Source organism: Chryseobacterium sp. JM1, from assembly GCF_000737715.1.
In the GTDB taxonomy this organism is placed as follows: domain Bacteria; phylum Bacteroidota; class Bacteroidia; order Flavobacteriales; family Weeksellaceae; genus Chryseobacterium.
In genome coordinates this window covers 439,421-461,901 of the sequence record NZ_JPRN01000005.1, presented here as the reverse complement: position 1 = coordinate 461,901, position 22,481 = coordinate 439,421, and the positions used below count along the sequence as shown (strand labels likewise).

The window sequence follows — 22,481 nt, the reverse complement described above, 5'->3', positions numbered from 1 at the left end:
ATCATGAAAAAACAAACCTACCCCCGTAAATAACATAAAATAAATAAAAATTAATTATTCTATATGAAGACCTCAAAAGTAATTTTTTTACTGCTTATTATGCTATCCTCGTTTCTGTTTGCTCAGAAAGATGCATATACTATTAACAAAACGAAACCGTTTTTCGATGTTGAAAATCTTAAAGATGATAAAACAATAGAATGGGGATACCTCTCTGTTCCTGAAAACTGGAACGCCCCGGCCAGTAAAATAAAAATAGCATTTACTGTTTTAAAAAAGAAAAAACAGTCATCTCAAAAACCCTTACTGTACATAGAAGGGGGTCCCGGCCAGTCTGGTATACAGACCTTTGGGTATTTTCGTGACCATCCTCTGAGAGAGTACTCAGATATTATATTGGTAGATGCCAGAGGTGTCGGAAATTCTCTGCCGAAATTATGTCCGGAACTGGGAAATGAAATATTTAAAATTCTGTCTTCCAATGAATCTTCTGCCGCTGATGAAAAAAACAGATTATTTGCTACAATGAACTGTAAAAATGAGCTGATCAGAAAAGGCATTGACCCGGCCAATTATAACAGCGCCAATGTGGCGAATGATCTGCATGCCCTTAAAAATGCATTGCACTATGACAGCTGGAACGTGCTTGGAGTTTCATACGGTACCTATATATCACAGGTGTATGCCAATGCCTATCCGCAGGATTTTAATAAAATGATTCTGGATTCCCCTGTTGATAATATCTCAGAATATTATAATAAAATCAATGAACATTATATGCAGGTTTTGAACATCTTCTTTGAAAAATGTAAACAAAACCCTGTCTCCAACAAAAAATTTCCCAACCTTGAAAAAACGTATTTTGAAGTAATAGCAGATCTGGATAAAAAACCTTTAACCGTAAAGGTTCCAGAAAAGCTACTGGAAAAGGGAAGTTTCACTTTTAACAGTGAAGATTTTAAAATTGTAATTCATCAGGCTTTATATAACAAACAGCTTACAGAAGTACTGCCAGTGATTATTACTTTGTTCCACGAAAGGAATGCTGAAGCATTGAGTTCCGTAGTGGGTGCTTTTTCCGGTGCATTTACCGCATTGGATTTTGGGACTTATTACAGTATGGTCCTTAATGATGCTGTACCTTATAATTCTGCACAGTATTACGATACCGGGGCTGCAAAATATCCTGGCTTAAAAGGAGGCTTGTCATTTTACAGAGCAGATTTTCTGATCAATAGCCAGTGGAACCGTAAAGTGTTGCCCCAGAATCTATTAGACTATACAGAAATCGCCAAAATACCAACCTTGATTTTAGCCGGGGAATTTGATCCCATCACTCCGGTTTCAAACGCTCAGTCATTAACGGAACAGTTGAAGGCTGACGTGATTATATTTAAAAATGAAGGGCACGCTCTGGCATTCACAGAAGAAGGAAGCGGCTTTATTAATAAGTTCATTAAAGATGACTATCAGAGGAATCCGTCCAAAATCATGAGCACTTATAATACCAATTTTGTCACCGATATTCACATTAATCCGGGCGTTGCAAAACTGGCGATGTTTGTAGGAAATGCATTCGATCCGTTGACTCTGGCCCCATTGGCTCTTGCTTACATCATCATGATGATCGGAATTGTTTATTTTTCAATGCACTTCTTTAAAAAAGGAAAAAAAGAAAGCAGTTTAAATAAAATATTCTACACGCTGCTGATCCTATCCTGTATTATGGCTGTTGCTCTGATGAGCGGATTTCTTTATGCACTGAAAGATGCAGCCGGCAGCAACTTTTTTATCTGTGCGTTCGGAATAAAAGAAAAATTCAGTTACTTATTTTCCCTGCTTAAAGTGCATGTGGTAATGGTAGTTATGCTGCTTCTATTGTCCATCAGAATCAACAAATACCAGCATAAAGTAGTGATTGTAGGAATCCTGTTTTCCTTAGTGTTAATCCTTTTTTACTTCTTTTACTGGGGATTTTTTAATTAAAATGAGTTGCTATGAAGATTGTACAAAGTTTTTGGTCTAAACCAAGTTATAAAAAGAAAAATGCAAGCCCCCACGATAGAAATAACGGAGGATGGAACGATAAAAAATATAACTATTTCAGCTGGACATTAAGTTGTCTGCAGTTCAGGAAATTTTATGACCAGGTAGAACTGGTGACCGATGAAATAGGATATGATATTTTAATCAATAAACTAAAATTGCCTTATACAAAAGTTGAGGTTAGTCTTGACAGACTCAATGATTACCACGAACGTCTGTGGGCATTAGGGAAAATCTATGCGTTCAGCATTCAGGACGAACCTTTTCTGCACGCAGATGGTGATGTATTTGTGTTTAAAAAACTTGATGATTGTTTTGATGATTCTCCAATTTTGGTACAGAATGTTGAATTCGGATTTCAGTCGTACACAGATTTTTATAATGATATGAAAGCTCAGTTTACCTATATACCTGAAGAAATGAAGCATTATTATGATACGTTTAATAGAATCGATGGTGTAAATAACGGTATTGTGGGCGGCAATGATATACCCTTTTTCAAAAGATATACCCAAAAAGCCTTTGAGTTCATCGATAAAAACGTTGATCATTTATCCAAAATTGATGTAGGCTTTTTTAATATTATCTATGAACAGGCACTTCTGCATTCCATAGTGACTAAAGAAAATACGGATATAAGATATTATCTGGAGGATGTTAATCGTCAGTTTGATGGGATTTGTGATGTTCTGGGAAGCTCAAAACAGCGTTCCTACCTGCATGCGCTTGGGGTCTTTAAAAGCGAAGATCTGCGCGCTCATCAGGTAGAAGACTTAGTGAGAAAAGAGTATCCGGAATACTATAATAATATAATTGATCTACTTAAAACTTATCAGATATGAAATTAGAGCCAGAATTAGATATTTTAGATGAAATTTTAAATTTAAGTTTTGCAGATTTAAAAGATCAGGCCGTAAAAAACCAGCATACATTAAAAGGGAAATATCTGATATCCAGTAATCTTGAAAATATAGAATTTGGAATCACCGGATACTTACTTTTCTTATTGGAACTGTACAAAGGAAATCATGCTCCTCAGTTACTGGAAAAAATAGAAAAGCTGAGTGTTGAGCTTATTGCATATTGTGACCAGTCCATGACTGCGAACTATTCTTTGTATACTGGAAGAGGAGGGGTTGCTTATTTTCTGCTGGAGCTTTATAAGGTTAACGATAAAGATGTTTTTTTAGAAAACGCTGTTAAAATCATAAAAGGATCCGAAAATGAATTCCTGGATTCCAAGTATACATCAGATTATCTGTTAGACGGAAGGGCAGGGATGTTATGTATTCTTCTTAATTTGTTTAAACTTAAAGAATCAAAAGAAACAGAGCAATCCATTAATACTTACCTGAATGAGATTCTGAACAATAGCATCCTGACGGCCGAAGGAATTTCATGGATCGCAAAAGAAGAAATAAATATAAAAAATTCATGCGATTTTGCGCGTGGATCTTTGGGAATATGGTTTGCGCTGAAGCATATATTTTCAGTATCCAAAAGTGAAAGCCTGTGTTTTTATATGGCACAGACTGAAAAATATATCGAACATTTTATTCAGAATTTAAATGAAGATATTGTTTTAGATCAGGATCAGTGTATTTCCGATGCAGAAAAAGAACATATTCTCAGCGTTAATTCTCATAAAGAAGATTACATCAGGATTTTCAAATTCTTATCAGACAACACGGAAACTGAAGCTTTGGAAAATAATTTAACCCTGCTTTTACTTCTCTCTCCATCTCTCCACCATTCAGGGAAACCTGTTGTAAGGGATCTTTTTGACGGAAAAAATGGGATAGATCCAATAAATGAAAATATAGGCTTTAAAGAGGGTTTCCTGACTGGGAAAATGGGAGCTGCTTATGTCAGTATAAAAAATGAAGCCGCGGCAATCAACCAATATACACAGCAAGAGTATCATTTATCTTTAAAGATTCCGTCTAAAGAAGATTTTATACTGAAGAAAAGGTATCCTAAATTGTATGAATTTACAAAAGTGAATTTTCCGGCGGTTCATACTAAGGTATTAGATGCGATAACAGGAAAGAGTATCAACATATTCACGGAGGTTTTACCGGTTATCGAACAGAATTCTTATTCCGAAGTACTGAAAGATCTTTTATGGTGCGAAGAAAGTAAAAACCTCTTTTATAGTTCCCTGATGAAACAGACTAATCTGGAAAGATTTTCAAACATCATAGCACATAGAAATTCACTTTTTGACCGTTTTGAAAATTTAGGAGATGCTGTTTTAGATTTACCTGTACGGCTGAATGCTGATGCTAAAATTATAAACACCAGGTGGGACTGGTCGTCCGATGATATGTACCAGCAGACCTTAAATATTATACAGCCCTCTGCAGGATTTGCAACAGTGCTTACTCCTTCTTATGATAGCAAAACGAATTATACCGTAGAGACTGCTCTTAACATTGAAGAAACATTATTAAGAGCCTTAAGTACTCCTAAAACAATCAGAACAGTCAATGAAGAATTCAAGTTTTATTGCTTATCTCAACCGGATGAGGTAGTTGATATGGTCGTAAAGTATACCCATTCAAAAGACAAGGAAGATCTTATAAAGAGGCTGGATTATTTGGTCGTGAAAACCATTAATAATTTTATTTATAATGGCTGTCTGGAGCTTACGTTGTAAGTTATCATATGACTTATATTAAAATAAGTTTATTACAAATAAATCCGGAAAATAAAATTTTCCGGATTTTTATACCCTGTTTCCGTAAACTTTTAGATTAGAGCATTTTTAAATAATATATTTGTTTTTATACTTTTATTGGTAATGAATTTATCCCGACAACATAAAATGATAACTGAAAAACTGGCTTTGCAAAGAGTACATGGATTATTTCCTGCTACTGTTGCGATAGTGGAAGATTCACTTACTCAGCTCAAGGAAATACGTCACTCATTTCTTCATGAAAAAGAACTGATTTTTTTTGACACCTTAAAACTGCCTGAAGTGCAGAAAAGTTATCTTTTGGGAAGATACGCCGCTAAAATGGCTTTGAGTACTTTCATGGATGATATTGTTCCAACAGATGTATGGGTAGGTCGCGGAATATTTCAACAGCCTGTATTGTATTTGGCTGAAGGCGGAAATATACAGCTCAGTATCTCTCACACCACAGAAGTGGCTATAGCGCTCATCTTTCCGGAAGCACATCCAATGGGAGTAGATGTAGAGGCTTTCAAGGCCGGTCAAACTGAAGCTATCGAAGGAATCATTACGCCTAATGAGCGGAAAAAGCTCCCTTTGATGGAGGTAGATATGGATCACGGTCTTACTGTTTTATGGACGATTAAAGAAGCTTTATCTAAAGTATTGAAAACAGGGCTGATGACTCCTTTCCATTTATTTGAAATTGATAATATCGAACGCAAAGAAGAAATTATGGTTGGCAGCTTTATTAATTTTCCACAGTATAAATCCGTATCATGGATCTCAAAAGGGCACGCGTGGTCTATTGTTCTGCCCGGGAAAAGTGATTTAGACAGAGCAGCAATTAAACGGTTATTTTTTTAACAAATATCTTTCAATAATTTTCTCAGACTTTTTAGTGATTTGAAATTAATTCTGGAAAATCACGGGTATCCTCCGATGTGGACGCGTGCCAATACTTTTGAACCCCTCGTTCATATTATTCTGGAACAACAGGTTTCTTTAGCATCAGCTTTGGCCACGTTACATAAATTAAAAGAAAAACTTACAGAAATTGTTCCTGAAAATATTCTTGAATTAAGTGATGAAGAAATGAGAGAATGTTATGTAAGCCGTCAGAAAAAATGCCTACATCAAAGGATTGGCTAATGCTATTGTGAAAGGAGAAATTAACCTGGAAAACCTGTCGAAAATGTCAAATGATGAAGCCCGGGAAACTTTGGTGAATCTAAAAGGAATCGGCAATTGGACGGTAGATGTATATCTGATGTTTACCCTTCAGCGAACAGATATTTTTCCAATTGGAGATCTGGCTGCTGTGAATGCTGTAAAACGTTTAAAACAGCTTCCAAAAAGTGCTGCTAAAGAAAAAATTCTGGAGATCAGCGAAAAATGGAAACCCTTCCGTTCCGTAGCTTCGATGATGCTTTGGCATTATTATCTTTCCAATCTGAAAACTAAACAGTAGAGAAAACAAAAAAACTGATTTTTATACAAAACTACAAACGATCCATATTGCAGCCATGTAATATGGATTGTTTGTTGGTCCATTTGATTTTACAATTTCTTTTTGAAGAGTTCAGTGATATGACAAAAAAATGGCAGAAATTTTTAATAATTATTTTATACGACGAGTTCTGTCGTTTCCCTGATGGATATTTGCATTATAGAAATACACAGAAAATGAAACTCAAAATTGAAACTCATGGTGGACGTATTACAGTCTGCAGACCACCTAAAAAAATAAGGCTAAAACCTGAAGTGATTCTACTGAAAAGAGCCTTCAAATCATGAAAATGTAATAAAAATTTTTCCTGGAAATTATACAGTTTCCTCTGCCTGGCTGGCAGAGGAGAAGGAAAAAGAATGTTTAACCAAAAAAATAAAATACAATGAGTTTTCAGGATTACTTAGATGAAATACAGGATTTTGATGACACTTCACAAAAATCACCTCTCACAGAATTGCAAAATGGAAATCTTTTAGATTTTTCGTCCTTAATGCACCAGAGTAATAAAAGTTTTCAGGATTTTCTTAGTACCACAAGTGGAGTGGCTCAACCGATTCAGCTGGGAGAAAATGTAAGAGGAATGAGCAATGTGAGTCCACTGTTACAGGTAAGACCTGCTAATAACAGTAAAACAGCATCAGCCGTTAAGAAATCTTATTTTATAGATGCACAAATAGAACAAAAGGGAAATTTAACCGTAATAAATGATCTGAAAAAAACAACCAAGGATCGCTATCTATATACTTATCTGGATGTTTTTTTTGATAAAAACCTTAACGGCGTACGGGATCCTGATGAAAAGCTAATGTTTACCGTTTATTTTTTCTTTTCAGATGATGGTAATAAGGTCCGTGAGGCTTATAATGCATCCAAACTGGAAGAAAGTGATATTTATTTTTTTATTGAAGGTGATGAAGATTTTTTCTCCTCTAAAAAACTTTATGCAAAAATTTCTCCATTGGTGAAAAAACAGTTTTACAATAAAGATGGAGAACTGGATGAAAGGTTTTTCAATGCTTCAATAATGGGTACTTTATCAAAGGAAACAGGATTTGAGGCAGATATTGTAAAAGAACTTCTTGAAAAAGGGAATGTTGAAAAAGATAATGTAAAACTGGAGAATGTTTTAACGACTCTTAAACAGGGACTTTTGTACTTTTTTTCCACATCAAAAGCAACAGGGTGGGTTTGTAACAAAATAGGAAACGGGTTGGATTATCTTAAAATCTCAGATGATTTCTGGGATACTCAAAGCGAAGATTATTTTTTTGACAAAGACAACCTTCTCAAAAAAATCACCATTTCAGATGATTTGGTTAATGAGATTGATAAGCTTTTTGTGGATAAAAAAGGATTGGATCTCCATGATATTACTCCTAATATTTTTGAAGAATATATAAAAAAATACTCGAATGCAATAAAGAAATTTATCCGTTATTATAACAATTTTGTTACAGAAGAGATAGAAGCTGTTTATAGACTCGTAGACAGTGAACTGGGGGATTTCCTTGCAGGGAAAATGCAGATATGGGTTGCCTTCCGTTGCGGATTATGGAATGGCCTTGTCGATTTTATATCTTCTCTTTTTAAATTTGTAGGAGAAATTTTAGAAGTCCCTTTTAATGCTGTTTTGGATTTTCAGGGTGCAATGGAAACTCTGGATAATATTTATGATTTTCTATTTGGTGGTCAGTTTTGGGAAAATCTTGGAAATGCGGCTACAGAGATGTACCGCAAGATGTTGGATTTTTGTAAGGCACATCATAAAGAAGATTATGACTGGGTAAGAGTTTCTTATATGGCAGGAAGTGGTATTGCTTTTATAATGAGCTTTTTTATACCTTATACGCAGGTTCTGAAAGTGGCCGGGCTGGGTAAAGTGGCCGAAATTATAGGAGCAGTAAACAAAGAAGTGGGAGCGGCAATTTCCGCAGTGGCAAAGTATGGAAAAGATCAGGCATATAAAGCAGTAAGTGCTTTATTGGAGCTTTTTTCAAAAGGAGGTAAAGCCTTTTGGGATTTTTTAAAGAAAGTTTGGGATGAACTGGAAAAATGGTTTTTAAGTGCAAGATATAAACTTTCCAAAGCTGCAGAGTTTTTAGGACTTGGCTTTAGCAGAGAAACTGCTGAAACGTTAGGAAATCTTGGATTAAAACCTAAACTTGGCTTCCAATCGACCGCAGCCCCAATGAATATTCCTTATGGAAACTTTATAACAAGACTGGAATATAAAGGGTTTACGGTATTTAAAGGGAGTAAAAAAGCAGTTGCAACCTTTGCCCGGGAGTTGGAAGAAATGGGAGAAGAGGCGGCGATAAAACATTTGGAGGATTTGTTAAATAAATTTAATAAATTTCTTCCTGAAAATTGCGATATTCTTTTTAAAGATGGATCTTACAACTTCAAAGATTTATTAACAGATGAATTAGTAGGATTAGTAGAAATTAATGGAGAAGGATTTTTAGAATTTGGGATATACCGAAAAGGATTAAGCACACAAATTACGGGAAAACAAGTTTTTAATGCTTTGATAGAACATTTGAAAATTAGAAAAATTACATTTAAAGGAATTAGAGGATTGTGGTCTGGAGCTAGTGATAATGTTACTGCTTTTAATAATGCGATACAGCAAGGAATGACAGCTGAAAAAGCTGCATTTGAAACATGGACAGGAAAAAGGGCATTAGAGCAGGGATATGAAAAGGTTATTATACAGGAATTGACTCCTCCGACTCCTCCCCACACAAAAATTTATGTTGAATTTTACAAATAATATATTATGGAAGATATAATAAAAATTTCTACGCAAAATAATCAGAAAAAAATTAATAATAGAGGATTAGATGAAATGTTAAAAGATTTTTCGTCAGATGAAAAAGAATATGCTTTTATTAGTGTTATTTTCAAAAGAGTAAATAATCAAAACGACATTATTAGGGAATTGAAGTTAATTAAATCTGAAACTACACCAACATCATTATTGTTGATAATAAAAACTCTAGGTAAAATTTCAGTATCAGAAGCTCAACTAATATTGGATAAAATATTAGAGTAGTGATATTGAGCAGTCTTCGGGCTGCTTTTTATGTCTACAAGTGAGAAAAGCATCATAAAATAAGTATAAATATTATCCAACTGTAATAAGATATGATTTTATATTTTAAATAATAAAGCTGTAAATGCGGTAGAAGCGAAAGTATTTATCTGTCAAATCATAATTTTCTTTGCATCGGAAAATAAACTTGATTTCGTCAATTCTAATTCCCTTTTAATCATAAAAATAAAAACCTCTGAAAATCAAAAGATTTCAGAGGTTTTTTGTACCCAGGACCGGGATCGAACCGGTACTCCTAAGAACTGGTGTTTGAGACCAGCGCGTCTACCAATTCCGCCACCTGGGCTTGATGTTTGTTTTAAATTGGTGTGCAAATATATAAACTTTTTTCAATGTTCAAAAGCTTTTTGAGAGAAAAATTTTAAAATTCTATCTCCAAACCATCGTACGCCAGATGCATTCCTTCCGGAAGATCCTTATCTTCAATATCATGCAGTCCCAGATGGTGGCTGATGTGGGTTAAAAATAATTTTTTAGGCTTAAGCTCTGTAAACAGGGCGATGACGTCAGGAAGGATAAAATGGGCAGGATGCGGGTCAAATTTTCTGATGCAGTTTAAAACCAGCACATCCAGATTCTGTAATTTTTCTTTTTCTATGTCTGAAATGAAATTGGCATCGGTGATGTACGCAAGATTTTTAAACTTGTACCCGAAAACCGTAATTTCATAGTGAATCACTTCAATAGGCGTGATCTCCGTATCCAGAACATGGAACGGCTTATTTTCAATTTCGTGAAGATCGAAGGCCGGAGCTCCCGGATATCTCACATCAGCAAAAGCATAGGGAAAACGCTTCTTAACCTCATGTCCAACCCTTTCATAGCAATAAAGAGGCATATTTTTTCCACTTTTAAAAATCAGCGGACGCATATCATCAAGCCCGATCACATGGTCATTGTGTTCGTGGGTGAGAAGTGCAATGTCTACATTATGTTCATGATTAAGGAGCATTTGCTCTCTGAAATCCGGTCCGCAATCGATCAGTATTTTTCTGCTTTCCTCTGTAGTAATCATTACTGAGGAGCGGAAACGCTTGTCTTTGGGATTTTCGGAAGTACATACTTCACATGTACAGCCTATAACGGGCACACCTTGGGAAGTACCGGTTCCTAAAAATTTCAACTTCATTTTCTTTTGAGGTTGGTTTAATTTTGGTAAATTTACGAAAAATTTTACGTCCTAATGTATCAGAAACTAACTCCTAAACAAAAAGCATTAACAATTAATCTAGATCCTACTATTTATGGTACTTTCGCAGAAATTGGAGCAGGGCAGGAGACTGTTCGTCACTTTTTTAGAGCAGGAGGGGCTTCCGGTACAATTGCTAAGGCGATGTCTGCTTACGACAAAGATTTTAGTGATGCCATTTACGGAAAAGAAGCGAAAAACAGGTATGTCACCCAAAACCGACTCCGTAAAATGCTCCGGTATGAAGTAGCGCTGATCGAAGAAAGGATTTCAAGGGAAAACAATCCGAACAGAAAGTTTTTTTCTTATGCGAACACGGTAACCACGATTAATTTCGACAAAACACTCAAAGGCCACGGCTGGGTAGGAATCCGTTTCCAGACCAAAGAAAACGAAGATTACAACGAGATCGTGATCCACGTAAAATTTAATGAAAATGATGCCACCTTACAGCAGGAAACTTTAGGAAACCTTGGGGTAAACCTTATCTTCGGAGCTTTCAACTACTACGACAATCCACGAAACTTAATCGAATCTTTATACGACGACATTGCCAAAGACGGTCTTGAAATTGACATGATCGATTTCAGCGGACCTGCTTTCGACTATGTTGATAACCGACTGATGTCACTTCAGCTTGTGAAGCATGGAATGACGGATGCGGTGATCTTCAATTCTCAGGGGAGCAATATGCTTCCTGCCGATGTATTGTATAAGAAGAATATTTTCGCGGTAAGAGGAAGTTTCAGACCCGTAACGAAGGTGAATATCGATATGCTTAAAAACGGCCTTGAGATGTTCCAGAAAGATGCGATCTGTACCCATGAAGAAACAGAAGTTCTGATTGAGATCACGATTTCAAATCTTAGGGCGGATGGAGATATTGATGAAAGAGACTTTATGGACAGGGTAGATATCCTCGGAAAACTGGGATATACTGTTATTATTTCAAACTTCTCGGAATACTACAGGCTCATCGATTATTTTGCATCGTACACCAGCGGAGATATCGGCGTAGCCATGGGAGTAAATAACCTTCTGATGGTATTCGATGAAAAGTATTATAAAGATCTTTCAGGAGGAATCCTGGAAGCATTCGGAAAGTTCTTCAGAAACGGAATGAGGGTATATCTTTATCCTTACAAAGATCCTGAAACGCATGAATTACTGGATTCTTCAAACCTTAAAGTGGAAGAAAACCTAAAAGAGCTTTACAAATATTTCAAACACAACAACCGTATTGTGGATATCACGAATCACAATCCTGAGTACCTTGGAATTTATTCAAGAGAGATCTTAAGAAAAATCGCATGTTGCGTTACAGGCTGGGAAAACCAGGTTCCGGAAGGCGTTGCAGAAATGATAAAAGAACGTGGAATGTTCGGCTACAAAGAAGAGCTTTCCTTCAAACAATTCTCCTAAAACATAAAATAATATGTCAGAAATAAAGAAAAGACTTTCCTCTATTCTTGAAAGTCCAAAACATAATACAGAAGAAAAGCTTCAGAAAGTATGTCACCTGCTGGATCAGGAAATTTCTTACTTCAACTGGACAGGATTCTACTTTAAGAACGGAGATAAAGATGAGCTGAAATTAGGCCCTTACGTGGGAGCACCTACAGATCATACCATCATCCCTTACGGAAAAGGAATTTGCGGGCAGGTTGCCGTTTCCAATGAGACATTCGTAGTGCCGGATGTTCACCAGGAAAGCAATTACCTGAGCTGTTCTATTGATACAAAAGCTGAGATTGTAGTTCCTATCTTCAAAGACGGTCAAAATATCGGTCAGATTGATATTGATTCTCATACTGTGGATCCGTTCACAGCTGAAGACCGTGAACTTCTGGAATGGCTTTGTAATGAAGTTTCCAAGATTTTGTAACTGAAATTTCAGTAAGAAATATAAAATATAAGCTCCGATGTAAAGTCGGAGCTTTTTTTGTGCAAACTGGTGGCTTCGAGTACTTCAGCCGCCAGTGGTGTGGGGTATTGAAATATTTGGTTTGAAGAGCCTCGTTGGTCAATATGAAAATCTTTGATTTTCGGAGAACTTAAGTGGTCTTCTTTACGGCTTGTATGGCAACTTACAAAAAAACTTAAGTGTCTAAAAACTTTTGCCTCTTTTGTGGTTAAAATACTATCGTTGCATAGCATGAATTTCCGCCAGTAATCCTTTAAAATAATCTCCACATTTTGCGATATGGGTTCCATACCAGGAAAATGCCTCTCCATCCACGATCATAATCTTTTTATCGGGGTAGAACGCCTTCATTTCCTCAATATGTTTTTCTTTGAAAGGAAAAGGCTCGGAAGACAACATGATAACATCCGCATCAGCAAGATCTTCCATTTGAATTTCCGGATACCGGGTTTGATCTTTGAAAATATTTTCAAAACCTATTTCGGCCAGGATTTTATGAATAAAAGTATCGGATCCGATCGTCATATAAGGATTTTTCCAGATGAGGTAAGCGGCTTTTACCGGATAATCCAGTTTGGCCTGTTCTAAAACATCGTAGATCTTGAGATTGAACTGTTGTGCTCTTTCCTCTTTATTAAAGGTGTTTCCGAGCATTTTCAGGAGGTAATAGTTGTCTTCAATGGTCTCTACATTGGTAACTATCACTTTAAAATCATTCATCAGAGCTTCTACCTGTTCTTTGATGTTTTCCTCTTTATTGGCGAGAATAACATCGGGCTGTAAAGCTTTTATTTTATCAATATTGATATTTTTTGTACCTCCGATAACGGCTACATTTTTTACTTTATTTTCGGGATGGATACAGAATTTTGTCCTGCCAATGACTTCATGTTCAGTAAGGCCAAGATCAAATAACGCCTCTGTGATAGAGGGGACTAAAGAAACAACTTTCATATTCAGACTTTGTCTGCCTAAATTACAAAAGTTTTCCTGTCAGGAAAAGTCCGGCTACGGAAAAATAAATAATAAGTCCGGTAACGTCCACCAGAGTAGCGACAAACGGAGCAGAAGAAGTAGCAGGGTCAAGGTTTAACCTTTTCAGAATAAAAGGAACCATAGAGCCCGAAAGTGTTCCCCAAAGAACGATCATCACAAGAGAAACCCCTACACTTAAGCCTACATAAGGCCAGTACATTCCGTAATTGAAGAAACCGGCTTCGTGCCATACCATAATCCTTAAAAAGCCGATAACACCAAGAATGCTACCAAGAGCCAGTCCGGTAAAAATCTCCTTTTTCATCACATACCACCAGTCTTTAAGACCGATCTCCTGAAGAGCCATAGCACGGATAATAAGCGTTGCAGCCTGAGATCCGGAATTCCCTCCACTGGAAATAATTAACGGGACAAACAAAGCAAGAACAACAGCTTTCTGAATTTCATCCTCAAAATAACCCATCGCAGAAGCGGTCAGCATTTCTGAGAAGAAAAGGATAATCAGCCATGTTCCTCTTTTTTTGATCATCTCCACCAGAGAAGTCTGCGTATAAGGATCATCTAACGCTTCAAGACCCCCGAATTTCTGAATATCTTCCGTATTCTGCTGCTCGATCTGGTCAAGGATATCGTCAATCGTTACTATCCCTACAAGAACGCCGGCTTCCGTGATGATGGGAAGGGCCGTTCGGTCATATTTTTCAAAATACGTTACCGCATCTTCCTTTGAAGTCATTGTAGTAATCGCCACAAAATGATTATCCGTCATGTCCGAGATCAATGTGTCTTCCTCGGCGAGTAAAAGGCTTCCCAAAGCAATATCATCGATCAGGCGGTTTCTCTCATCCACTACATACAGGTGGTTCATGGTTTCCACTCTTTTTCCGACCTTCTTGATCTGCTGAAGACATCTCTTTACGGTCCATTCTTTACGGATCTGGATGTAATAAGGCGTCATCAGACGGGCAATAGAATCCGAATTGTAACCCAGAAGTTTCAGGGCAATTCTTCTTTCCTGCGGATTAAGATGGTTGATGGAATACTTGATCAGCTCATCAGGAAAGTCCTCAAAAAGGGCAGTTCTGTCATCCGGAGTCATGCCGTTCAGGATCTCGGAAACCTCTTCGCTTCCGATACTTCTGATAGTATCCTCCTGGAAATCAGGGTCAAGGTGGGAGAAAACTTCTGCTTTGTATTCTTTCGGAACTTTCAAAAATGCCAGAAGCCTCTCGTCAGCATGAAGATTGCTAAGAGTTTCGGCGATATCGGCAGGATTAAAGATAAGTTCGTCTCTGGAATTCAAAACGTGATTTTTTAAGATATGCAAAAATAATTCAAAAATTTAAGACTATGAAGTAAAGCCGCAAAATTAAGGATTAATTAAAGTTTAAAATAGTTTAGAACATCTTTTAAAACAGAAAAACACCCGCCGGAGCGGATGTTCAAAAATTAAATTTTAATGCATAAATCCCTATATTATTCTAGAATAGGTCCGCACATAGGGTAGGGGGAGGGCAGGCACATACCACCTTCACAGCATTCTCCGAATCCACATTGGGTATGGGTCTGACATTTTTTGATCATTCCGCCACCGTTGATATTCTGTTGCTCTTTTCTGGTGAGTTTTTTGAGATTGTTCATGTCAATAGTTTTGATTAGTAATAAAAATCTGTATTTATTCTATACAATCGTATTCCATACAAACACCCTGGCAGCAAAAACCGATGAAGCACGGTCTTGTTACACTGCATTTTTGAAAAGCTCCGCCATTGATCTGACTTTGCTGCTTTCTGTTGAGTTTCTTTAGATTTTTCATATTTAATAATTTTAATTTAATAAAAAGATAAGACACTTAAAATTCAATATATGCAAACGGTCTACAAACTCCGGCACAACACCATCCAATGGTACAGGGCCTGGTTGCATTACATCTGTTGACAGCTCCGCCGTTGATTTGGCTTTGCTGTTCTCTGTTGAGTTTCTTTAAGTGATTCATATCCATTGATTTAAATAGTAAGATAAAAGATGTGATCCTTAAAGCTCCGGATCAATACATGCATAAGGTGAGCATACTCCGTTGCAGCACCATCCTATAGAACAAGGTCTGTTGGTATTGTTGCATCTGTTAATAGCACCTCCATTAATTTGTTTCTGTTGCTCTCTGTTGAGCTTCTTTAAATTTTTCATATTGGATAAGTTTTAATTTGTCAAACTAAAATAGTAAAAAATATTATATTATTCACTATATGATGAAAATATTTAACTAGTAATCAGTGTGTTTGGAGGTTTTTTTAATTTTTGCGTAAAAAGATGACTGCGAGAATGTGCTTATAAACGGAGGTAAATTGTGAATGGTGAATTGTCAATTGTGAATTTTACTATCCGTCACCAATTGACCATTGACCTGCGCAGCAGAATTGACCATTGACGGTCGAAGGACATCGAAATATTGTGAATAGTGAATCGTCAACTGTGAATCTTACTATCCTCCACCAATTGACCATTGACCGGCGCAGCAAAATTGACCATTGACGTTGAGAACATCGAAATATTGTGAATAGTGAATTGTCAAATGTGAATTTCAATACCCGCCAATAATTGACTATTGACCTGCGCAGCAGAATTGACCATTGACGGTGAGAACATCGAAATATTGTGAATATTGAATCGTCAAATATGAATCTTATTATCCACCAATAATTGACCATTGACGTTGAGAACATTGAAATACTGTGAATAGTGAATCGTCAATTGTCAATTGTGAATCTTACTATCCACCAATAATTGACCATTCACTTTTAAAGCTCTGTTCCAGCCGCAGGCTTAAGCTTTCTGAGTTTTTTCAAAATACCCTTGATTGCTCCGTCTGTCCCTATTTTGATAGAGTTTTCAGTGGAACCCAGGAGACGCATATTTTTGCGGTAGGTGTCGTAATCTGATTCAGTGACCAGATTTCCTTCGGCATCAAAAAGTTTCATGCTGACCACGACCTGATTGGAAAATACATATTTTCCGATGCCTACTTTGAAATATCTTACTTTGGGAACAATAGCAAAATCTGCATCATTATTGACACAGTAATCCGTGATGGTTTGTTTTTCTATGCTGTCGAAGGGTATCTGAACCTCGGCTCTGAGCATTTTATTTCTTCTGCCGCTGAAATTATCCGAAACCGCACTGAAGAAAGCATGGTTGGTGGGTTCTTTAATTTCCTCAATATCAGGCTCTACCTCGGGATTGAAGTATAGGATTTTTTTTACTTTGTTGTCCGAATTTTTCTGTGCTTTCACTGAAATAATGCCGACCAGTAAAAAAGTGCTGACTGCTGTAAAGAATATAATTTTTCTCATTTGTAATTCGTATGCAAAATTACTGCCTTTTCGTTGGATGACATACAATTTATTAAGAAATTTTTAACATTTTTTTCTATCAATTTTGATACATGGAATCAATAATGTTTTGCTGAATTAAAAAATAGTTGTAATTTTGCACCCGTTACATAATAATCATTAAACAATATTGGAATGTACTTAACAACAGAAAAAAAGCAGGAAATTTTCTCAAAACATGGAAAATCTGCAACAGACACAGGAAGTGCTGAAGGACAAATCGCTCTTTTCACTTTCAGAATCAATCACTTATCTCAACACCTAAAGGCTAACCGTCACGATTTCAACACAGAGAGATCTCTAGTGAAATTGGTAGGTAAGAGAAAAAGTTTACTAGATTACCTTAAAAACAAAGATATCGCAAGATATAGAGCAATTATTGCTGAACTAGGTTTAAGAAAATAATCTACAAAGATTTTCAAATAAAAGCAACTTCGAAAGAGGTTGCTTTTTTTTATGCCGTTACTTTTTATCTTTTCTAATCATTCGGAGCTCTCGCAGATGATACGGATAGAGTACATTAACAAAAGTAGAAATCTGCGTCATCTCTATAATCTGCGTGAACTTTTTTAAATATCATGATATCCATTGACTTCATCAGAATCAACGTAATCATCTGTGTAAATCCGTGGGGAATACCTCTGTCCAGTAAAATAGACTTTATATCTGCTATACTACTTTTCTCTTTTCCGAAAAAATCTGCCTCATCTCTATAATCTGATAATCTGCGTGAACTTTTTTAAATATCATGATATCCATTGACTTCATCAGAATCAACGTAATCATCTGTGTAAATCCGTGCAATCTGTGGTTAATACCTTTGTCCGGTAAAATAGACTTTAGATCTGCTTCACTACTTTTTCTCTTTTCCAATCTTTCCCAAATGGGTATTCTGAAAACTGTCCGGATATTTCAGCCCATACCCAAGAATTCGATCAAATGCCGAGTGTGAGAATATAATCGCTCCGATCATCTGTAGGTAAGGAAGACTTAAAGCGGTTCCCACAAGATAGATCACAATAGCCACCCCAAGATGATGAAACAGATTGTAGAAAAATGCTCCAACCTTATTATTAATGACATATCCAAGCATAGAAATATCAGGAGCAAAGAACAGGCCTGCAAACCACCACCAGGACAATTCCGTACGGCTGAATGCAAAGATTCCCAATGTCAAAAAGGCAAAATACTCAAGCTGTAATTGAATCTTCATAATAATATAGTATTGATGATCTGATAACTGTCTTATTGAATGTAAAAGTTACGGTTTAATTATATAAAGTGAGACGTTATAAAACATCTCACTTTATATAATTAAACCGTGTATTGATTTTTAAAATAGGTTAAGTATCTGATATTAATGTCCGGATTTGGCTTCAGTAGCTTCCACATGGCTTAAATATTTTGTACAGTAAGCTCCGAAGATCAGAATTACCAGGTAACAGAATACCGGAATAATAAATGAATGCTGCACCCCGAACTTATCGGCAAGATAGCCCTGGAAAATAGGAACAATAGCCCCTCCCAAAATAGCCATGACCACAAGAGAAGATCCCTGACTGGTATATTTACCCAAACCGGAAATCGCCAGTGTATAGATATTGGAGAACATAATGGAGTTAAAAATCCCGATTCCTAAAATGCTGTACATCGCCAGTTCACCCTGATTAACCATGGCAGAGATAAGAAGTACCACATTGATCGCGGCGAAAATAGACAAAGTCCTTGCCGGAGCTGCTTTACCGATAAAGAAAGCAATAAAATTAAGCACGATAAATACAATGAAAAAGCTGATCTGTGCAAAACTTAAATCTACAATACTGAAAATAACAAGGAAAACAGCAGCAGCTGCTCCCAACATATAAATTGCCTTTTTACTCTGGCTTAGTGACTGATTTAAAGAAATAGCGCCAAGAAAACGCCCGATCATTGCCCCTCCCCAATACAGAGAAAGATAATTTTTACTGATGATCTCATTGAAAGCCATGATCTGAGGCTGCTCTAGAAAACTGATAATAAAGCTTCCCACAGCAACTTCTCCACCTACGTAGCAGAACATCGCAAAAACACCGAATTTCAGGTGGCTGAACTCAAGAGCTCCCCAACCTTTTACAATTTCTTCTTCTTGTGTCTGGAAAGAAGGCAGTTTTACCCTTGAAATTAATAAGGCAACCAATAAAAGTATACCGGCGAAAATCAGATAAGGAATTCTTGTTGCTACAGCGCTGAACGAACCGTCCGGAGCTGAGAAAAATTCAAAGATCAGGTGACCTCCCAATACCGGTGCAATCGTGGTTCCGAAGGCATTGAAAGCCTGGGTCATATTCAGACGGCTGGAAGCAGATTCTTCGCTGCCGAGCAATGAAACGTAGGCATTGGCCGTGATCTGAAGGACTGTAAAACCCAGTCCGAGAATAAATAAAGCCCCCAGAAATAAAGGATAATAGGAAAAAGTAGCTGCCGGATAAAATAAGACACAGCCAAAGGCCGCGAGAAAAATACCGAACATAATTCCTTTTTTGTAGCCCGCTTTATTAATCGGATCTCCCTTTGAAATAGAGATCAGGAAATAAATCAGGGAACCGATAAAGTAGGCTCCGAAAAAACAGAACTGTACCAGCATCGATTCGAAAAAGGTGAGTTTGAAAAGTTGTTTCAGATAGGGGATCAGAATATCATTCATACAGGTGATGAATCCCCACATAAAAAAGAGCAGGGTGATCGTGATTAGCGGGATCGTATAATTTCTGCTCTGTGTTTTCACTTCTTTATTGATCATAAACATTTATTTATTTGAAAAGAATTATTAGCTCTTTCAGTTGTTTCGTCTGCTGCATATATATTTTGAGAAGCATGGCAAATATAAGGCAGAGGCCCGTTTTTCTGCAACTTTTCAGGTGTTTTTTATGTAAATAACTCATCTTTAATGAAATGAAAATATTATTTACACTTTTTGAGACAATAATACGAAAATGACTCGATTCTTTGAGCAATTTTCTCAGGAAAAAAATATTTTTATTGATGAAATATGATCAATAAGTTGAACATTTCGTAAGTAATTCTTACTTCATCGATAAAATAGGAGGATAAAATCTTATAATTCCGCATACTATTTCTGAGATTGAAAATTTAATATCTCATTATTATACGTTATCTTTGCAAACGAAAATTTAGACGAACTATCAATAATTAAAGCACTCAATACGGAGTGCAACACAAAACAATTTATGAGTATACCTCAAGCAATTACAGAAACGATTACTCTTGCAGACGGCAGAGAAATCACAATTGAAACAGGAAAATTAGCAAAACAGGCTGATGGTTCTGTAGTCGTAAAAATAGGCGGAACAATGCTTTTAGCAACAGTTGTAGCCAGTAAAGAAGCAAAAGAAGGTGTAGATTTTCTACCTTTAACAGTTGATTACAGAGAAAAATTCTACGCAGGAGGTAAGATTCCTGGAAATTTCTTTAGAAGAGAAGCCAGACCATCAGATCAGGAGATCTTAACGATGCGTTTGGTAGACAGAGTTCTTAGACCATTATTCCCTGAAGATTTTCATGCGGAAGTTCAGGTGATGATTTCATTAATTTCTTATGACGGAGAGTCAATTCCTGATGATTTAGCAGGTCTTGCAGCATCTGCAGCCATCGCTATTACAGATATTCCTTTCAACGGACCAATGTCTGAAGTAAGAGTGGTAAGAATCAATGGTGAACTTTCTATCAACCCTAATTATGCAGATCTTAAAATTGCTGACCTTGATATCATGGTGGGGGCAACTAAAGATTCTATCGTAATGGTAGAAGGAGAAATGAAAGAAATTTCTGAGCAGGAAATGCTTGAAGCAATCCAGTTCGCTCATGTAGAAATTAAAAAACAGGTTGAAGCTCAGGAAAGATTAGCCGAAAAAGTAGGTAAATCATTCCCAAAAAGAGAATATAGCCACGAAAATCACGATGAAGCTATCCGTGAGAAAGTGTGGAAAGAAACATATGATAAAGTATATGAAGTTGCTAAGCAACCTTCAGCAAAAGAAGAAAGAGGGGAAAAATTCAAAGCTGTTTTGGCTGAATTTTTAGCTCAATATGTTGAAAATGCTGAAGAATTGGAAAGAGTAACCCCTTTCGCTAAAGTATATTTCCATGATGTAGAGAAAGAAGCGATGCGTCAGATGATTTTGAATGACAAAATCCGTCTAGATGGTCGTGATCCTGAAACAATTCGTCCAATCTGGAGCGAAATCGATTATTTACCGGGAGCTCACGGTTCTGCCATTTTCACTAGAGGTGAAACTCAATCTTTAACAGCAGTAACGTTAGGTTCTGTGAAAGATGCGAACATGGTAGACAGTGTAATGGTAAATTATGACGAAAGATTCTTCTTACATTATAACTTCCCTCCGTTCTCAACTGGTGAAGCAAGACCTTTAAGAGGAACTTCAAGAAGAGAAGTAGGACATGGAAACTTGGCTCAGAGAGCTTTAGCAAATATGATTCCTGAGGAAAATCCTTACACAATCCGTATCGTTTCTGATATTTTAGAATCAAACGGTTCGTCTTCTATGGCAACTGTTTGTGCAGGAACTTTAGCATTGATGGATGCAGGTATTCAGATTTCAAAACCAGTTTCTGGAATTGCAATGGGATTAGTAACAGACGTTAAGACTGGAAAATTCACGGTACTTTCTGATATCTTAGGTGATGAAGATCACTTGGGAGATATGGACTTTAAAGTAACGGGAACTGCAGACGGAATTACGGCTTGTCAAATGGATATCAAAATCCAGGGATTATCTATGGATATCATGGAGAAAGCACTTTTACAAGCTAAAGACGGAAGATTACATATTCTTGATAAGATCACTGAAACAATTGCGGTACCAAGAGAAGACGTGAAACCTCACGCTCCGAAAATGGTAATGCTTGAGATTTCTAAAGATTTCATCGGTGCTGTTATCGGACCTGGTGGAAAAATCATTCAACAACTTCAAAAAGATACAGATACTGTTATTGCTATTGAAGAAGTAGGAGAAATCGGAAGAATTGAGATCTCTGGTGTAAGCAGAGAGAAAATCAATGCAGCGATTGCAAGAATCAACGAGATTACATTTGTACCGGTAGTAGGTGAAGTGTATCAAGGAAAAGTGGTAAAAGTAATGGATTTTGGAGCTTTTGTAGCGATTGCAAAAGGAACTGAAGGATTACTTCACATTTCTGAAATCGAATGGGCTCGTCTTGATAAAGTACCTTACAACGAAGGTGACGAAGTAGAGGTGAAGTTTATGGGTTACGATGATCGTAAGAAAATGAAACTTTCAAGAAAAGTTTTATTGCCAAGACCTGAAAGACCTGAGTCTAAGCCAAGACCAGAAGGAGACAGACCACAAGGTGATAGAAGACCTCAAGGTGACAGAAGACAGGACAGACCTGAAGGTGACAGAAGACCTGAACAGGCTCCAAGAGACAACAATCAGAACCCTTCAACTGAAGCTTAAGATTTAAATCTCAGATATAAATGAAATCCCTCAATTTGAGGGATTTTTTTTGTTAAAGTGATAAAGACCCAGTTATTGGTAATCGCAAAAGCGCAAAGGTTTTAAAAATGATTACATTTTTAAGCCGCAGGAAA

The 22,481-nt window shown here is 36.7% G+C and carries 22 protein-coding genes and 1 tRNA gene; 12 read left to right on the top strand and 11 right to left on the bottom strand.

Going from position 1 to position 22,481, the window contains the following annotated elements; translation table 11 throughout:
- Positions 1 to 63 precede the first annotated feature (63 nt).
- The 8 genes from IW22_RS11740 to IW22_RS11705 all read left to right on the top strand — a co-directional run bounded on the left by IW22_RS11740 (position 64) and on the right by IW22_RS11705 (position 9,294).
- Positions 64 to 1,986, top strand: coding sequence for an alpha/beta hydrolase (locus IW22_RS11740; RefSeq protein WP_034726737.1), 1,923 nt, complete (start codon positions 64 to 66; stop codon positions 1,984 to 1,986).
- An 11-nt stretch (positions 1,987 to 1,997) separates the two neighbouring features.
- A complete protein-coding gene (locus IW22_RS11735; RefSeq protein WP_034726735.1) occupies positions 1,998 to 2,888 on the top strand; it encodes a DUF6734 family protein in 891 nt (296 codons plus the stop codon).
- Positions 2,885 to 4,705: a lanthionine synthetase LanC family protein gene (locus tag IW22_RS11730; RefSeq protein WP_034726733.1), complete on the top strand. Its 1,821-nt coding sequence runs from the start codon at positions 2,885 to 2,887 to the stop codon at positions 4,703 to 4,705. The genes IW22_RS11735 and IW22_RS11730 overlap by 4 nt, the downstream gene beginning before the upstream one ends.
- Before the next feature lie 168 nt (positions 4,706 to 4,873).
- On the top strand, positions 4,874 to 5,593 hold the full coding sequence (locus tag IW22_RS24005) for a 4'-phosphopantetheinyl transferase family protein (RefSeq protein ID WP_165571880.1): 720 nt from the start codon (positions 4,874 to 4,876) through the stop codon (positions 5,591 to 5,593).
- Positions 5,594 to 5,632: 39 nt separating this feature from the next.
- On the top strand, positions 5,633 to 5,878 hold the full coding sequence (locus IW22_RS24635) for a hypothetical protein (RefSeq protein ID WP_228384034.1): 246 nt from the start codon (positions 5,633 to 5,635) through the stop codon (positions 5,876 to 5,878).
- A gap of 43 nt (positions 5,879 to 5,921) precedes the next feature.
- Entirely contained in the window at positions 5,922 to 6,197 is a 276-nt protein-coding gene (locus IW22_RS11720; protein ID WP_228384033.1) for a DNA-3-methyladenine glycosylase family protein, read from the top strand.
- A gap of 424 nt (positions 6,198 to 6,621) precedes the next feature.
- A complete protein-coding gene (locus tag IW22_RS11710; RefSeq protein ID WP_034726729.1) occupies positions 6,622 to 9,012 on the top strand; it encodes a hypothetical protein in 2,391 nt (796 codons plus the stop codon).
- 6 nt (positions 9,013 to 9,018) lie between these two features.
- Positions 9,019 to 9,294: a hypothetical protein gene (locus IW22_RS11705; protein ID WP_034726728.1), complete on the top strand. Its 276-nt coding sequence runs from the start codon at positions 9,019 to 9,021 to the stop codon at positions 9,292 to 9,294.
- A 266-nt stretch (positions 9,295 to 9,560) separates the two neighbouring features.
- Here IW22_RS11705 and IW22_RS11700 read toward each other — a convergent pair.
- Positions 9,561 to 9,640 (bottom strand) — tRNA-Leu (locus tag IW22_RS11700).
- Positions 9,641 to 9,715: 75 nt separating this feature from the next.
- Positions 9,716 to 10,483 carry an MBL fold metallo-hydrolase gene (locus IW22_RS11695; RefSeq protein WP_034726726.1) on the bottom strand — a complete coding sequence of 256 codons (768 nt, stop codon included), beginning with the start codon at positions 10,481 to 10,483 and terminating at the stop codon, positions 9,716 to 9,718.
- Positions 10,484 to 10,537: 54 nt separating this feature from the next.
- Between IW22_RS11695 and IW22_RS11690 the strand changes: the two genes are divergently transcribed.
- The gene (locus IW22_RS11690; protein ID WP_034726724.1) at positions 10,538 to 11,965 is read left to right on the top strand and encodes a hypothetical protein; all 1,428 of its coding nucleotides are present in this window, start codon (positions 10,538 to 10,540) and stop codon (positions 11,963 to 11,965) included.
- Between the two features lie 13 nt (positions 11,966 to 11,978).
- Positions 11,979 to 12,428 (top strand): GAF domain-containing protein, encoded by a 450-nt coding sequence (locus IW22_RS11685; protein WP_034726722.1) that lies wholly within the window; start codon positions 11,979 to 11,981, stop codon positions 12,426 to 12,428.
- A gap of 255 nt (positions 12,429 to 12,683) precedes the next feature.
- Here IW22_RS11685 and IW22_RS11680 read toward each other — a convergent pair whose 3' ends face one another.
- The 7 genes from IW22_RS11680 to IW22_RS11670 form a co-directional block, all read right to left on the bottom strand.
- The gene (locus IW22_RS11680; protein WP_034726720.1) at positions 12,684 to 13,421 is read right to left on the bottom strand and encodes an ABC transporter substrate-binding protein; all 738 of its coding nucleotides are present in this window, start codon (positions 13,419 to 13,421) and stop codon (positions 12,684 to 12,686) included.
- Between the two features lie 22 nt (positions 13,422 to 13,443).
- A complete protein-coding gene (gene mgtE / locus IW22_RS11675) occupies positions 13,444 to 14,766 on the bottom strand; it encodes a magnesium transporter (protein ID WP_034726718.1) in 1,323 nt (440 codons plus the stop codon).
- A 173-nt stretch (positions 14,767 to 14,939) separates the two neighbouring features.
- Complete coding sequence (locus IW22_RS24380; RefSeq protein WP_156122696.1) at positions 14,940 to 15,104, bottom strand: bacteriocin-like protein; 165 nt, start codon at positions 15,102 to 15,104, stop codon at positions 14,940 to 14,942.
- Between the two features lie 34 nt (positions 15,105 to 15,138).
- Positions 15,139 to 15,279, bottom strand: a complete 141-nt coding sequence (locus tag IW22_RS24375) for a bacteriocin-like protein (protein WP_156122695.1) — start codon at positions 15,277 to 15,279, stop codon at positions 15,139 to 15,141.
- Between the two features lie 36 nt (positions 15,280 to 15,315).
- On the bottom strand, positions 15,316 to 15,459 hold the full coding sequence (locus IW22_RS24370) for a hypothetical protein (RefSeq protein ID WP_165571879.1): 144 nt from the start codon (positions 15,457 to 15,459) through the stop codon (positions 15,316 to 15,318).
- A 38-nt stretch (positions 15,460 to 15,497) separates the two neighbouring features.
- Complete coding sequence (locus IW22_RS24365) at positions 15,498 to 15,650, bottom strand: bacteriocin-like protein (RefSeq protein ID WP_156122694.1); 153 nt, start codon at positions 15,648 to 15,650, stop codon at positions 15,498 to 15,500.
- A gap of 611 nt (positions 15,651 to 16,261) precedes the next feature.
- On the bottom strand, positions 16,262 to 16,813 hold the full coding sequence (locus tag IW22_RS11670; RefSeq protein ID WP_034726716.1) for a hypothetical protein: 552 nt from the start codon (positions 16,811 to 16,813) through the stop codon (positions 16,262 to 16,264).
- A gap of 174 nt (positions 16,814 to 16,987) precedes the next feature.
- Between IW22_RS11670 and rpsO the strand changes: the two genes are divergently transcribed.
- Positions 16,988 to 17,257 (top strand): 30S ribosomal protein S15, encoded by a 270-nt coding sequence (gene rpsO / locus IW22_RS11665; protein ID WP_034726714.1) that lies wholly within the window; start codon positions 16,988 to 16,990, stop codon positions 17,255 to 17,257.
- 448 nt (positions 17,258 to 17,705) lie between these two features.
- On the opposite strand, the gene IW22_RS11655 is transcribed toward rpsO, so the two are convergent.
- Together IW22_RS11655 and IW22_RS11650 are read right to left on the bottom strand one after the other, a co-directional pair.
- Positions 17,706 to 18,065 (bottom strand): DUF4260 domain-containing protein, encoded by a 360-nt coding sequence (locus IW22_RS11655; protein WP_034726708.1) that lies wholly within the window; start codon positions 18,063 to 18,065, stop codon positions 17,706 to 17,708.
- Positions 18,066 to 18,209: 144 nt separating this feature from the next.
- Positions 18,210 to 19,631, bottom strand: coding sequence for a sugar MFS transporter (locus tag IW22_RS11650; RefSeq protein ID WP_034726707.1), 1,422 nt, complete (start codon positions 19,629 to 19,631; stop codon positions 18,210 to 18,212).
- A 448-nt stretch (positions 19,632 to 20,079) separates the two neighbouring features.
- Between IW22_RS11650 and IW22_RS11645 the strand changes: the two genes are divergently transcribed.
- Entirely contained in the window at positions 20,080 to 22,347 is a 2,268-nt protein-coding gene (locus IW22_RS11645; protein ID WP_034726705.1) for a polyribonucleotide nucleotidyltransferase, read from the top strand.
- Positions 22,348 to 22,481 lie beyond the last annotated feature (134 nt).